Here is a 13,415-nt window from a genome sequence, read left to right on the forward strand (position 1 = left end):
GACGCGAGGGGGAAAAGATTACTTAGCGTTGCGTAACACTTGCAGACAATGTTTGAGTGCATCATCAAGTGGCGCTTCTATACGCAATGTTTCGCCCGTATGGGGATGCGTGAACTTGAGTGCCGCAGCGTGCAGGAACAGTCGTGACAGCCCGGTTGGAGCCAGTTGCTTATCAAACTCGCGATCGCCATAGCGATCGTCAAAAGCAATCGGGTGGCCGGCATGTAGAGTATGTACACGAATCTGATGCGTACGTCCGGTCACCGGGCTGCAACGCACCAGCGTCGCGAATTCATAACGCTCTTCAACTTTAAAACGTGTTTCTGAAGGCTTGCCTTCGCTGTTCACCCGCACTATCCGCTCGCCACTTTGCAGAATATTTTTCAGCAAAGGTGCCTGCACCACTTTGACATGCGACTGCCACTGGCCGCGAACCAGCGCCAGATAATCTTTCTGCATATCTTTACCGCGCAGTTGCTCATGCAGCGAACGCAGCGCGGAACGTTTTTTTGCCACCAGCAAAACGCCGGAGGTGTCACGATCTAAACGGTGAACCAGTTCAAGAAAGCGAGCTTCCGGGCGCAACGCGCGCAAACCTTCAATCACGCCAAAACTCAGCCCGCTACCGCCGTGTACCGCCGTGCCCGAGGGTTTATTCAGCACCAGGATATGCTCGTCTTCATAGAGAATAACGTCGGTTAGCTGGGCAACTTTTTGCAAATGCGGAGAAACCGCCTCTTCTTCTTTTTCTGCAACGCGTACCGGCGGAATGCGGATTTCATCCCCCGCTTCCAGTTTATATTCCGGTTTTACACGTTTTTTATTTACCCGCACTTCACCCTTACGCAGGATGCGGTAAATCATGCTTTTAGGTACCCCTTTGAGCTGGGTACGCAGAAAATTATCGATACGTTGCCCCGCTTCATCAGCGGTAATAGCAACGAATTTTACGGATGGTGTCTCAGTTTTCATGGGAGGCGATTCTAAATAGCCACGCTGAATAGCGCCACTCATTTTTCTATGCTTATATTTACAATTGACTCGGTGACTTCGTTTTGCTCAGTTGATTCGGCGGTTATTAAACCAATCTCCGGGCAAAGGTGAAAAAACTGTGAGTAACCGGGTGATAAATGGTAAAAGTCAGCTTGCTATAACAGGGTTCGCAAGGAATAATGTTGCGGTTTTCCGTGTTGAATCTTGTTAAAACAAGTAAATGAGCGGAATGACCAGTTTTGCCTGTCCGATCATACACGCAGCAATGGCGTAAGACGTATTGAACTTTCAGGCAGTTAGCGGGCTGCGGGTTGCAGTCCTTACCGGTAGATGGAATCTTCTCTGGAGAGTTTTTCCCAGGCTGTTCCCCTGATAATTGCGCTGTGTTTTCCACAGGAAACACAGGCAACCGACACACTGCGCCTCTTTAGCGAGCGACAACCGTGAGGTTGGCGACGCGAATAGTCTCGAGGCCATCGGTTCTCCCCCGGAAAGGCGTTATCTTGCCCGCAGCTTAGTCGTCAATGTAAGAATAATGAGTAAGTTACGATGAAAAGAATGTTAATAAACGCAACTCAGCAAGAAGAGTTGCGTGTCGCACTTGTTGATGGACAACGCCTGTACGACCTGGATATCGAAAGCCCGGGACACGAGCAGAAAAAAGCGAACATCTACAAAGGTAAAATCACCCGCATTGAACCCAGCCTTGAAGCCGCATTTGTTGATTACGGTGCCGAGCGTCACGGTTTCCTCCCCCTCAAAGAGATCGCCCGCGAATACTTCCCAGCTAATTACAACGCACATGGACGTCCGAACATCAAAGACGTACTGCGTGAAGGTCAGGAAGTCATCGTTCAGATTGATAAAGAAGAGCGCGGCAACAAAGGCGCGGCACTGACCACTTTTATCAGCCTTGCAGGCAGCTACCTGGTGCTGATGCCGAACAACCCGCGTGCGGGCGGCATTTCTCGCCGTATTGAAGGCGACGATCGCACCGAGCTGAAAGAAGCACTCTCCAGCCTGGAATTACCGGATGGTATGGGTCTTATCGTACGCACCGCAGGCGTGGGCAAATCCGCCGAAGCGCTGCAGTGGGATTTGAGCTTCCGTCTGAAACACTGGGAAGCTATCCAGAAAGCCGCCGAAAGCCGCCCTGCTCCGTTCCTGATCCATCAGGAAAGCAACGTGATTGTGCGCGCCTTCCGTGACTATCTGCGTCAGGATATCGGCGAAATCCTCATCGATAACCCGAAAGTGCTTGAGCTGGCTCGCCAGCATATCGCTGCGCTGGGTCGTCCCGATTTCAGCAGCAAAATTAAATTGTACACCGGGGAAATCCCGCTGTTCAGCCATTACCAGATTGAGTCGCAGATTGAATCCGCATTCCAGCGTGAAGTCCGTCTGCCGTCCGGTGGCTCTATCGTTATTGACTCCACCGAAGCGCTGACCGCCATCGATATCAACTCCGCACGCGCAACGCGCGGTGGCGATATTGAAGAGACCGCCTTTAACACAAACCTGGAAGCGGCAGATGAGATCGCTCGCCAGTTGCGTCTGCGTGACCTGGGTGGCCTGATCGTTATCGACTTTATTGATATGACCCCGGTGCGCCACCAGCGCGCGGTGGAAAACCGCCTGCGTGAAGCGGTGCGTCAGGATCGTGCGCGTATTCAGATTAGCCATATTTCCCGCTTCGGCCTGCTGGAGATGTCCCGCCAGCGCCTGAGCCCGTCGTTGGGCGAGTCCAGCCATCATGTCTGCCCGCGTTGTAGCGGTACCGGCACCATTCGTGATAACGAATCCCTGTCGCTGTCGATTCTGCGTCTGATTGAAGAAGAAGCGCTGAAAGAAAACACCCAGGAAGTGCATGCGATTGTACCGGTTCCGGTCGCGTCATACCTGTTAAACGAAAAACGCGCCGCGGTAAGCGCTATCGAAGCCCGTCAGGGCGGCGTACGCTGCGTGATCGTGCCAAACGACCAGATGGAAACACCGCACTACTCCGTACTGCGCGTGCGTAAAGGCGAAGAGACGCCAACGCTGAGCTACCTGCTGCCGAAACTGCACGAAGAAGAGATGGCCCTGCCGTCTGAAGAAGAGTACGCCGAACGTAAGTTACCTGAACAACCAGCACTGGCTACCTTCGTTATGCCGGACGTTCCGCCAGCACCACAAGCGCCAGCCGCAGCAGCAAGCCAGGCGCAACCTGCCGCAACACCAGTTGCCGCCCCAGGTTTGCTGGGTCGTTTCTTCTCTGCCCTGAAAGGCTTGTTCGCGGGTGAAGCTGCCCCGGCGCCGGTTGAAGTGAAAGAAGAGAAAAAAGGCGAGAAACAAGAGCGTCAGCAGGATCGTCGTAAATCACGCCAGGGCAACCGTCGCGATCGTAATGACCGCCGTGACAACCGCAGCGAAGGCAACGAAGCGCGCGAAAGCCGTGATAACCGCGAAGGTCGCGAAGAGAATCGTCGTAACCGCCGCGAAAAATCGCAGCAAAACGCCGAAGCCCGTGAATCTCGCCAGCCAGTCGCTGTTGATGAAACAGAGAAAGCGAAATCTCGTGACGAGCAGCAGCAACCTCGCCGTGAGCGCAACCGTCGCCGTAATGATGATAAACGCCAGGCGCAGCAGGATGTCAAAGAGCTGAACCGCGATGAGCAACCTGCTCAGGAAACTGAACAGGAAGAGCGCGTGCAGGTCATGCCGCGTCGTAAACAGCGTCAACTCAGCCAGAAAGTCCGTATTGGCGGTGACAACAACGTAGAAAACCGCGTTGAAGAAATCACTGTCCAGGACACCGCAGCGCAAAACACGCAGCTGGCGAAAGTCGACCTGCCAGCGGTGGTTGAAACCGCGCCGGTACAGGAACAGGATGAAAACGCTGAAGCACGCGAAAACGCGATGCCGCGCCGTTCACGCCGTTCCCCGCGCCACCTGCGCGTGAGTGGTCAGCGTCGCCGTCGCTATCGTGATGAACGTTACCCGCTGCAATCTCCAATGCCGTTGACCGTAGCCTGTGCCTCACCGGAAATGGCGTCCGGTAAAGTGTGGATCCGTTATCCGGTGCCGCGCGCGCAGGAAGAGCAGCAGACTCAGGAACTGTCCGTTGAAAACAATGCAGCCCCTGAGCAGGAGATCGCTCCGGCTATGGCTGAAGCACAACTGGTTGCGCATCCGCAAGCGGAAGTTGTTGAGCCGCAGGCGACGGTTGAAAATGCCGGGCCGGCAGTGGTTGAACCGCAAGCCGCTGTTGAAGCACCGCAGACGGTTGCCGTTGAAACCACCCACCCGGAAGTGATCGACACGCCGGTGGATGAACAACCGCAGCTGATTGCTGAGGAAGATCGTCCCGTTGCGCAGGAAGTGGCAGAAGAAGCCGAACCCGCACAGCAGGAAGTCGCACCGGTAGCAGAAACGCCAGCGCCGGAAGCTGTACAGGACGCGTCCGAAGAAGCGGCTGCGCCAGTTGTTGCCGAGCCGGTGAAAGCGCCGGTGGTAGCGCAGGTTGCTCCCGCGGCTAAAAAAGTGGCTACCGCGCCAATGACCAAAGCGCCAGCGCCTGCCTATGTGCCGGAAGCGCCGCGTCACAGTGACTGGGTACGCCCGAACTTCGTCTTCGAAGGTAAAGGTTCTGCGGGTGGTCACAGCGCCACACACGCGGCAACCGCTCCGGCGACGAAACCGCCAGCTGCTGAGTAATTCCCTGGCAGTCAAAAGCCGACCCCCGGGTCGGCTTTTTTTATGTCTGTCGCACCGGATGGCGCATACCGCCAAGCCCCGGCATCACTTCACGCATCAGTTGTAAAAATTTCCGCAACCGCGCGGGATAATAGCGCGCCCACGGATAAACCAGATGAACCGGCAGCGGCGCGGCCTGCCACTGCGGCAACAGCGCTACCAGCTTGCCACTGCGCAACTCCTCTTCCACCGCCCAACTGGAAATCAGCGTCACGCCAAGCCCGCCAATGGCGGTATTGCGGGCCGCATACAGGCTGTCGGTATAAAGCCGGGGTGCAATCGCCACCTGCTCCGTATCGCCACTTTGCAGGTGACTCAGATGAATTTCATGCTGGTAGAACGTGCTGAGCGCAATCCACGGCAGCGCGGAGAGCTGCTGTGGCGTGTCGACAGCAGGAAAACGCGCCAGCAACGCGGGTGACGCCACGATAGATCGGGGTACTTCTGCCAGCAGTACCGATACCGTTGCCGGGTCCACTTCTGCCCCAACGCGAATAGCGCAATCGATATTGGCACTGAGAAAATCGACATTCTTGTCATTGAGCATCCATTCAACAGAGAGTTGCTGGTGACGTTCAAGAAACTGAGTCAGCGGACCGAGCAGTTGTTCCTGACCAAAGGCATGCGGTGCGCGTACGCGCAAAATCCCGACCGGCTCGTCGTCGGACTGGCTCAGCTCATCTTCCAGCGCTACCCAGGCATCCGCAACGCGCTTTGCATGCTGATAGCAGCGTTCGCCATCATCCGTCAGCTTCATTGCATGGGTGGTGCGCAAGAGCAGCTTGACGCCAAGCAGCGACTCCAGCGACTGCAACCGGCGGCTGACCGTCGCCTGCGTCGTCTCCAGCTGGCGCGCCGCCGCCGACAGCGACCCGGCCTCCACGATACGGATATACGTCCGCATCAAATCCACCCTATCTATACGCTCTTGCCGTTTCATTATTATTTTACCTATACGTTTCACGTATAACCGTTTTACCACTCCGCTGGCTACCGCGCCATGCTCTGCTGCGTAAAAATGGCCTCACTTCGTTATTTACACCTAACGTTCCTGGGGAACCTGCTATGAACCGTCATTCTCTTTCGTCCGATGTTGTTGGCTGGGTCATTTTTGCCCTCGCGCTCGGCGCCGGATTCAGCGTCGCGGCTATCTATTATTCACAACCGCTGCTGCCATTAATGGGCAGCGACCTGCACTTAACCGTCAACGGTATGGGGCTGGTGCCGACACTCACACAGGCCGGTTATGCGCTGGGTATTTTGTTCCTGCTGCCGCTGGGCGACCGCCACGACCGCCGCCGTCTGATCCTGGTTAAAAGTGCTGCACTGGCGCTGCTGTTACTGGCCTGTAGCCTGACCAGCCATCTGCCTTCATTACTGGTCGTCAGCCTATTACTGGGCATGGCCGCAACAATGGCGCAGGATATTGTCCCGGCGGCAGCAATTCTCGCGCCGGAAGGCAAACAGGGGAAAATGGTCGGCACGGTAATGACCGGTTTACTGCTCGGGATCCTGCTTTCCCGTACCGTCAGCGGCTTTGTCGGCGCGGCATTCGGCTGGCGTATCATGTATCAGCTTGCCGCAGTCAGCATTGCGTTGATTGGCGTGCTGATGTGGTCGGTGCTGCCGCGTTTCGCAACCCACTCCACGCTGAGCTACCCGGCGCTGATGAAATCGATGGCGCACCTGTGGCAACGCTATCCGGCACTGCGCCGCGCCGCTTTCGCGCAGGGTTTTTTATCCATCGCTTTTAGCGCTTTCTGGTCAACCCTTGCGTTGATGCTGCTGGAAAAATATCAATTAGGCAGCGCGGTGGCGGGTACTTTCGGCATCGCCGGTGCGGCGGGTGCGTTAGCGGCACCGCTGGCAGGTGGCCTGGCGGATAAAGTTGGCGCAGAAAAAGTTACACAGTTAGGTGCGGGTCTGGTGACGGTATCCTTCGCCCTGATGTTTCTGCTGCCGGTACTGCCGCCGCATGGCCAGCTGGCACTGATTGCCCTCTCGGCGGTGGGTTTCGACCTGGGTCTGCAATCCAGTCTGGTGGCTCACCAGAACCTCGTGTACGGTCTTGAACCGCAAGCGCGTGGTCGTCTGAATGCGCTGCTGTTTACTGGTGTGTTCATTGGTATGGCGCTGGGCTCTGCGCTGGGCAGCAAACTTTACTCCGTTGCGTCCTGGCAGGGTGTGGTCGTGCTGGCAACGGTTTCCGGTCTGGTTGCTCTGCTGATCCGTCTGTTCGACGCCCGTCAAATCCAGCAAGCGGCGCAGAAAGCGTAGGATAAAAAAAAGCCCGCTCCGGGGTGATGGAGCGGGCATAGCGAACATGCCCAGTTTCCAGACATGCTCAAAATGAAAACATTACTTATTCATCTGGAACAACGACAGACCCTGCATATCGGTGAACGCTTTGTAAGACGCCTGCAGCGCGGCTTGTTGCATGGTGTAAGACGAAATCACCGAGTTCCAGTCCACGTCAATCAAATCACTCTTCTGCTGTTTCAGCGCCACAGTACGGTCATCGCCCAGCGCATCGAGGGTGTCCAGTTCGTTCAACTGCGTACCCAGTTCAGCACGGACAGTCGACACGTTGTTCAGGGAGTTACCCAAACCACGGCTGGTTTTATCCACTACTGCCTGCGCTGCCGCCTTGGCGGTTTCATCGCCTGCTACCGGGGTTTTCAGTGCGGTAATCGCCGTATCGAGCATTTTGAACAGATCGGTTTCCGATGTGCCCGGCAGGCCGGTGGCCGGATCAACCGGTTCTGGCGTGGCGTTGCTGCTGATATGGTTGAATACTTCATTGCCCGTATGCGCAATAACCATGGTACGCGAGGCGTCAACCTGCTGGGAAATTGCCTGGTTACCACCGCTATATGTGCCCGTGGCATCATACGGCGCGCTTTCCGTTTTATAGCCGCCAAAAATATAGCGGCCGTTACCGTCGGTACTGTTCGCCAGGTTCAGCAGCTGATCGCGGTAGCCCTGCAGTTCAGTTGCCAGCGAAGCACGGTCATCATCACTCAGCGAACCGTTGCCCGCTTTCACAATGGTGCCCTGTGCGCCAGTGATCGCCGTCGTCACCTGCTGCAATACGCTCTCTTCCAGCGACACTTTCTGCTTGGCGAAAGTACGCGCCGTCTCATATTGAGTGTTTTGCGCCTGCGCCTGCGAAATCACCACCGCCTGAGAAGCGGCAATGGGATCGTCCGACGGGCGGTTAACTTTCTGCCCGGTCGCCATTTGCTCGCCGTAACCCAACCACGCGCTCTGCGAGTTGGTCACGCCGCGCATGCTTTGTTCGTACATCATTTGAGTACTGATACGCATTTTTCACCCCTTACTTAGCGAATGCCGAGCAGCGCATCAAACAGCGTGCTTGCAGTTTGTAAAACCTGAGCGTTCGCCAGGTAATATTGTTGATAACGCTGCAGGTTGCCGTACTCTTCATCGAGGTTAACCCCGGAGATCGACTGCTGCTGCTTGGTCAACTGCGTCACCACGTTCGTCTGCGTGGTGGAGCTGGTTTTCAGCGTCGAGGTTTTGTTACCCACATCGCTGACCAGCGTGGCATACGCGTCGTTAAACGTTTTGTTGCCGCCGACGACTTTCGCGCTTTGCAGATTCAGCATCGCCTGGCCGTTGCGGTTATCGCTCGCACCAGAACCGGCGACGGAAGCCATGGCAATTTTCGACTCATCGGTAATCGCCACGCTCATATTCACAATCGCATTGCTCACCGGGCGAACGGTAAAACTGTCGTTGGCTTTAGGGCCAGTAGTGGCGCTGATGCTAACTTTCAGACCGTCGAAATTCAGCGTGCCATCGGAGGGATCTGGCGTCACGGTGGTCGTGGTATTGTTGGACAGTCGGGTAACTTTCCAGTTAGTCCCGTCGTAGGCCACTTTATAATCCGTCGCCTGTACCGCCGAGCTGTCGCTGACCGCTGCGGTCAGTACCGCATCACCAGTGTTTTTGGAATTACTGGTGGTTGATGGCGCGCCAATGGTAAAGAACTGGCCACCCTGATTACCACTCGCATCGTAACCCTGCGTGTGTTGCTTGTTGAATGAATCAGCAAACGACAGCGCCAGTTGTCCAAGCGTATTACGCGCCTGGTCAAGATCCTGCGAACGGAACGACAGCAAACCGCCCAGCGAACCGGTGGTGATCAGTTTTTCCGGGATCTCAATATTGCCTGCAGTTTTGTCAACATACGCCACGGCAGTACGTGCCGGATCGGCGCTGGACTGAACGGCCGCCAACTGGCGCGCATCGCTGCCCTGCACCAGAGAGTAGCCATCACCCATGCTGATGTTGTAGGTGTTGCCATCCTGGACGCTGACTTCAACACCGACAATTTTGTTCAGTTCACTAACCAGCTGGTCGCGCTGATCGAGCAGGTCATTCGGCGACGCACCGCCGCCAACCGCGGTCAGACGAGAAATCTGGTCGTTAAGTTTGGCAATCTGCGTGGAGTAGTTGTTGATCTGATCAACGCTTGAAGAGATAGACAGGTTTACCTGTTTATCCTGGTCGCGCAGGTACTGGTCGGCCACTTTGAACTGGTTAACCAGACCGTCCGCTTTACCCAGCATCGCCTGACGGGATGACGGGTCAGAAGCGTTACTTACCAGTGTTTGCAGGCTGGAAAAGAAGCTCTGCAGGCTGGTCGACAGCGAGTTAGTGGTATCCGACAGGACATCATCAATTTTTGACATCTGCTGGTAACGCGTGGTCAAACCGCTGTTCTGGTTTTCCGCTGCACGCAGCTGATTAGTAATAAAGGCGTCATACTCACGCTGAACACCGGTAACGAGTACACCGTTACCCACCCAGCCGCCACCGGTCAGGGTACTGTTGCCTGAGGTGAGCACCGTCGTCTGACGGGTATAACCCGCTACGTTATAACTGGCAATGTTATTACTGGCGGTATTAAGCGCGGCCTGGGCTGCGTTGAGCCCACTCATGGCGCTGTTAATCAAACTGGACATGGAGGTTCCTTATACACTTTCAGACATGAGTCCTGTTGACGATTATCGGCAACCCAGGGCAAAACTTGAGATATTTCAGAACAGATTTTGGATATCCGTGCTGTAGGCTTTACTGACCTTTTCACCCATCGATTTAAGCTGTTGGATCATGCTGGTCAGCTTACGGGCGTAGTTTGGATCGGTCGCATAACCGGCGTTCTGCAACGCCTGCGCGCCCTGCTCCGCCGTCGCCGCCGTGGTCACTGCCGAGTAGCGTTTATTACGCGTCAGCATGCCCACATAATCGGAGAGCGCTTCAAGGTACGAGCTGTAGACGCGGAACTTGGCTTTCACCTTCACCGCTTCGCCGTTTTCATATTCTGTCGTCGTGATTTCCGTGGTCGGCCCTTTCCAGCCTGGCGTGGCTTTAACACCAAAAATGTTAAAGCTCGGCTCACCGTTTTCACGCGGGATCTGGCGCTGGCCCCAGCCGGATTCCAGCGCGGCCTGCGCGAGGATCAGGTGATGCGGAACACCGCTCTGCTCACTGGCAAGACGCGCCGGCAGTGAAAGCTGGGCAAGGAAGTCTTTGCTGTCACCGGTTAACGGCTCGTCGCCGTCTTCCGGCACTTTTGGCATCGCTTTGCGCACCAGTTGTGTCAGCGCCTGGTTTTGATAGGACGTTACGGTTTCCAGCGGGAACTTCATCGGCACCTGCTGCATCTGATCGGCAGGCTCAACCGGTGCCTGATCGCCAGCCATCTGTTTAACCATCATATCGGCCAGGCCAAGCCCTTTGCCTGCGGTCATCTGCTGTGCAATTTGCTGGTCATACATGCTGGTGTACAGCCGTGTTGAATCACTGCTGAAAATGCCGTCTTTCGGTAACGCTTCGCGCATGCTTTTCAGCATCATCTGCACGAACATCCCTTCCATCTGGCGGGCAACCGGGCGCAGGTTCGCGCCAGGATCCTGGCGCGTTTGCGCCTTCAGTTCATTCAGTGATTGCGCGTCCCATGCCGCGCTCGTCAACAACCGGCTGTCAGTCAACATTAGATGATCTCCAGTTTCGCACGCAGGCAGCCTGCGCTTTGCATCGCCTGAAGGATGGACATCAGCTCCATCGGGGAAGCACCGAGCGCGTTAAGCGCACGGACCACGCTGTTCAGGTTGGCGCTGGAACGGACGCTTTGCAGCGAACCGCCACTCTGGCGCATATCAATTTGTGTTTGCGGTGTCACCACCGTCTGACCGCCGCCAAATGGCGTATTCGGCTGGCTCACGTTGGCCTGCTGATTGACCGTCACCGAGAGGTTGCCCTGCGCGACAGCACAGTTATCCAGCGCCACTTCGCGGTTCATCACCACCGAGCCGGTACGGGAGTTAATAATGACTTTCGCGTCCTGCTGCGTAACGCCGACTTCCATATTCTGGATGTCTGCCAGCAAACGGACTTGCGAGCTGCCGCCGTTAGAGACGCGGATCTGCACGGTACGCGCATCCAGCGCGGTGGCGCTGCCGTAACCACGGTTACGGTTGATGGTGTCGGCAATTTGCTGCGCCATGCTGAAATCTTCCTGGTTCAGCTGCAGGTTAATGGTGTTACCTGCGCCAAACTGGGTCGGCAGTTCACGTTCGATGACCGCACCGTTAGTAATACGCCCGCCGTTAAGCTGGTTGACCTGCACACTGCTGCCACCTGCGGAAGCACCTGCACCGCCGACCAGAATGTTACCCTGCGCCAGCGCATAAACCTGGCTGTCAACGCCCTTCAGCGGCGTCATCAGCAGCGTACCGCCGCGCAGGCTTTTTGCGTTACCCATTGAGGAGACCACGACATCAATGGTCTGTCCCTGGCGTGCAAACGCCGGGAACTGGGCGGTGACCATCACCGCCGCCACGTTTTTCAGCTGCATGTTGGTGCCGGCAGGAACCGTGATCCCCATCTGCGACAACATGTTGTTTAAGGTTTGGGTGGTAAATGGCGTCTGGGTCGTCTGGTCACCTGTACCATCGAGCCCCACGACCAGGCCATAACCAATTAAGGAGTTTTCACGTACGCCCTGTACACTGGTGAGATCCCGGATACGGTCAGCCTGGGCGAAGGTCGCCACCAGCGCTAACACGATACCAGTCAAATACTTAAACATAATTCACCCCGGTTACATCGGCGATAAGTTGAGGAAGAAACGTTGCAGCCAGCCCATGTTCTGCGCTTCGTTGATATAGCCGTTGCCGACATACTCGATGCGCGCGTCCGCCACCTGTGTGGACGGAACCGTGTTGCTGCCGCTGATGGTGCGTGGGTTCACAACACCCGAGAAGCGGATGAATTCAGTGCCCTGGTTGATGGCTATCTGTTTTTCACCCACCACATGTAAATTGCCATTGATCAGCACCTGATCGACCGTCACGGTCAGCGTGCCGCTAAAGGTATTGCTGGCATTGGCGCCACCTTTGCCGTTAAAGGTATTACCGCCGGAAGCAGAGAGATCGGCGCGGGCATTACCAAACAGACCTTCCAGGTAGCGCGGCGTGGTATCCATGCCGAAACTGGCCTTGCTGTCACGGCTGGCATTTGCCGACGAGCTCTTACTGGCACTGACGTTCTCTTGCAGTACGATCGTCAATGTATCGCCCACGTTACGCGGACGGCGGTCTTCAAACAGTGGCTGATAGCCGTAGTTTATCGGCTGCGCAGTCTGATAAATCGATCCATTTACCATCGGCACCGGTCCCGGAACCGGTTGAGCGGTGGTCGCCCCCTGAACCAACGGCGTTGATGGAACCCAGGCACATCCCGTCAGGGTTAATGCCACTAAAGCCATAATCGGATAGCTGCGCACGGCGTATTTTTGCATTGCATTCATCTTCAAAATCAGGGTTCCGGTGCGGCAGTTACCGCACCGGATAACGCCTTAGAGTTGCGTCAGTTTTTGCAGCATCTGATCGGTGGTCGATACTGCCTTACTGTTTATTTCGTAAGCGCGCTGAACCTGGATCATATTCACCAGCTCTTCCGCCACGTTTACGTTCGAGGTTTCCACAAACCCCTGATACAGCATCCCCGCACCGTTCAGCCCCGGCGTCGTGGAGTTTGGCGCGCCAGACGACTGCGTTTCTGCGTACAGGTTTTCACCAAGACTTTCCAGACCGGTGTCGTTCATAAAGGTGGTCAGGTTTAACTGGCCAACCTGAACAGGCGCAGCGTTACCCTGCTGCGTCACGCTAACCACGCCGTCGCGGCCAATGGTGATGCTCAGGGTGTTCGCCGGAATGGTGATCGCAGGCTGCACCTGGAAACCACCCGCCGTTACCAGTTGACCGTTCTGGTCGACCTGGAAGGAACCATCGCGGGTATACGCCGAGGTGCCGTCCGGCAGCAGCACTTCAAAGAAGCCCTGCCCCTTGATCGCCACATCTTTACTGTTGTTGGTCTGAGACAGGTTGCCCTGGCTATGCAGACGCTCGGTGGCCACCGGACGAACACCGGTACCGATCTGCAAACCCGAAGGTAGCGTTGTCTGCGCTGAAGACTGTGCGCCAGGCTGACGAATCGTCTGGTACAGCAGATCTTCAAATACCGCGCGCTGGCGCTTAAAACCATTGGTACTGACGTTCGCCAGGTTGTTGGCGATGACATCCATATTGGTTTGTTGGGCGTCGAGGCCGGTTTTTGCGATCCATAATGAACTGATCATAAGTAGTCCTGTTTAA

At 56.0% G+C, this 13,415-nt stretch carries 10 protein-coding genes; 2 read left to right on the forward strand and 8 right to left on the reverse strand.

Features of this window, described 5'->3' with window-relative positions:
- Positions 1 to 18: 18 nt before the first annotated feature.
- Positions 19 to 972 (reverse strand): 23S rRNA pseudouridine(955/2504/2580) synthase RluC, encoded by a 954-nt coding sequence (gene rluC / locus O3S68_RS08060; RefSeq protein WP_269231230.1) that lies wholly within the window; start codon positions 970 to 972, stop codon positions 19 to 21.
- A gap of 570 nt (positions 973 to 1,542) precedes the next feature.
- On the opposite strand from rluC, the gene rne reads away from it, so the two are divergent.
- A complete protein-coding gene (rne, locus tag O3S68_RS08065; RefSeq protein ID WP_269231231.1) occupies positions 1,543 to 4,689 on the forward strand; it encodes a ribonuclease E in 3,147 nt (1,048 codons plus the stop codon).
- A gap of 40 nt (positions 4,690 to 4,729) precedes the next feature.
- Here the strand turns inward: rne and O3S68_RS08070 are convergent, their stop codons facing one another.
- Complete coding sequence (locus O3S68_RS08070) at positions 4,730 to 5,632, reverse strand: LysR family transcriptional regulator (protein WP_442913104.1); 903 nt, start codon at positions 5,630 to 5,632, stop codon at positions 4,730 to 4,732.
- A gap of 161 nt (positions 5,633 to 5,793) precedes the next feature.
- Here O3S68_RS08070 and O3S68_RS08075 point away from each other — a divergent pair, with 161 nt between their 5' ends.
- On the forward strand, positions 5,794 to 7,005 hold the full coding sequence (locus O3S68_RS08075; RefSeq protein ID WP_020457439.1) for an MFS transporter: 1,212 nt from the start codon (positions 5,794 to 5,796) through the stop codon (positions 7,003 to 7,005).
- Positions 7,006 to 7,086: 81 nt separating this feature from the next.
- On the opposite strand, the gene flgL is transcribed toward O3S68_RS08075, so the two are convergent.
- The 6 genes from flgL to flgG all read right to left on the reverse strand — a co-directional run bounded on the left by flgL (position 7,087) and on the right by flgG (position 13,399).
- The gene (gene flgL, locus O3S68_RS08080; protein WP_045507066.1) at positions 7,087 to 8,055 is read right to left on the reverse strand and encodes a flagellar hook-associated protein FlgL; all 969 of its coding nucleotides are present in this window, start codon (positions 8,053 to 8,055) and stop codon (positions 7,087 to 7,089) included.
- A 14-nt stretch (positions 8,056 to 8,069) separates the two neighbouring features.
- A complete protein-coding gene (gene flgK, locus O3S68_RS08085) occupies positions 8,070 to 9,719 on the reverse strand; it encodes a flagellar hook-associated protein FlgK (RefSeq protein ID WP_020457437.1) in 1,650 nt (549 codons plus the stop codon).
- Between the two features lie 75 nt (positions 9,720 to 9,794).
- Positions 9,795 to 10,751: a flagellar assembly peptidoglycan hydrolase FlgJ gene (flgJ, locus tag O3S68_RS08090; RefSeq protein ID WP_017456410.1), complete on the reverse strand. Its 957-nt coding sequence runs from the start codon at positions 10,749 to 10,751 to the stop codon at positions 9,795 to 9,797.
- Complete coding sequence (locus tag O3S68_RS08095; protein ID WP_020457436.1) at positions 10,751 to 11,848, reverse strand: flagellar basal body P-ring protein FlgI; 1,098 nt, start codon at positions 11,846 to 11,848, stop codon at positions 10,751 to 10,753. The genes flgJ and O3S68_RS08095 overlap by 1 nt, the downstream gene beginning before the upstream one ends.
- A 12-nt stretch (positions 11,849 to 11,860) precedes the next feature.
- Positions 11,861 to 12,559 carry a flagellar basal body L-ring protein FlgH gene (gene flgH, locus O3S68_RS08100; protein WP_020457435.1) on the reverse strand — a complete coding sequence of 233 codons (699 nt, stop codon included), beginning with the start codon at positions 12,557 to 12,559 and terminating at the stop codon, positions 11,861 to 11,863.
- A 57-nt stretch (positions 12,560 to 12,616) separates the two neighbouring features.
- Positions 12,617 to 13,399 carry a flagellar basal-body rod protein FlgG gene (gene flgG, locus O3S68_RS08105; RefSeq protein WP_017456407.1) on the reverse strand — a complete coding sequence of 261 codons (783 nt, stop codon included), beginning with the start codon at positions 13,397 to 13,399 and terminating at the stop codon, positions 12,617 to 12,619.
- Positions 13,400 to 13,415 lie beyond the last annotated feature (16 nt).

The sequence above is a fragment of the Kosakonia sp. SOY2 genome (assembly GCF_027109175.1).
In the GTDB taxonomy this organism is placed as follows: Bacteria; Pseudomonadota; Gammaproteobacteria; order Enterobacterales; family Enterobacteriaceae; genus Kosakonia.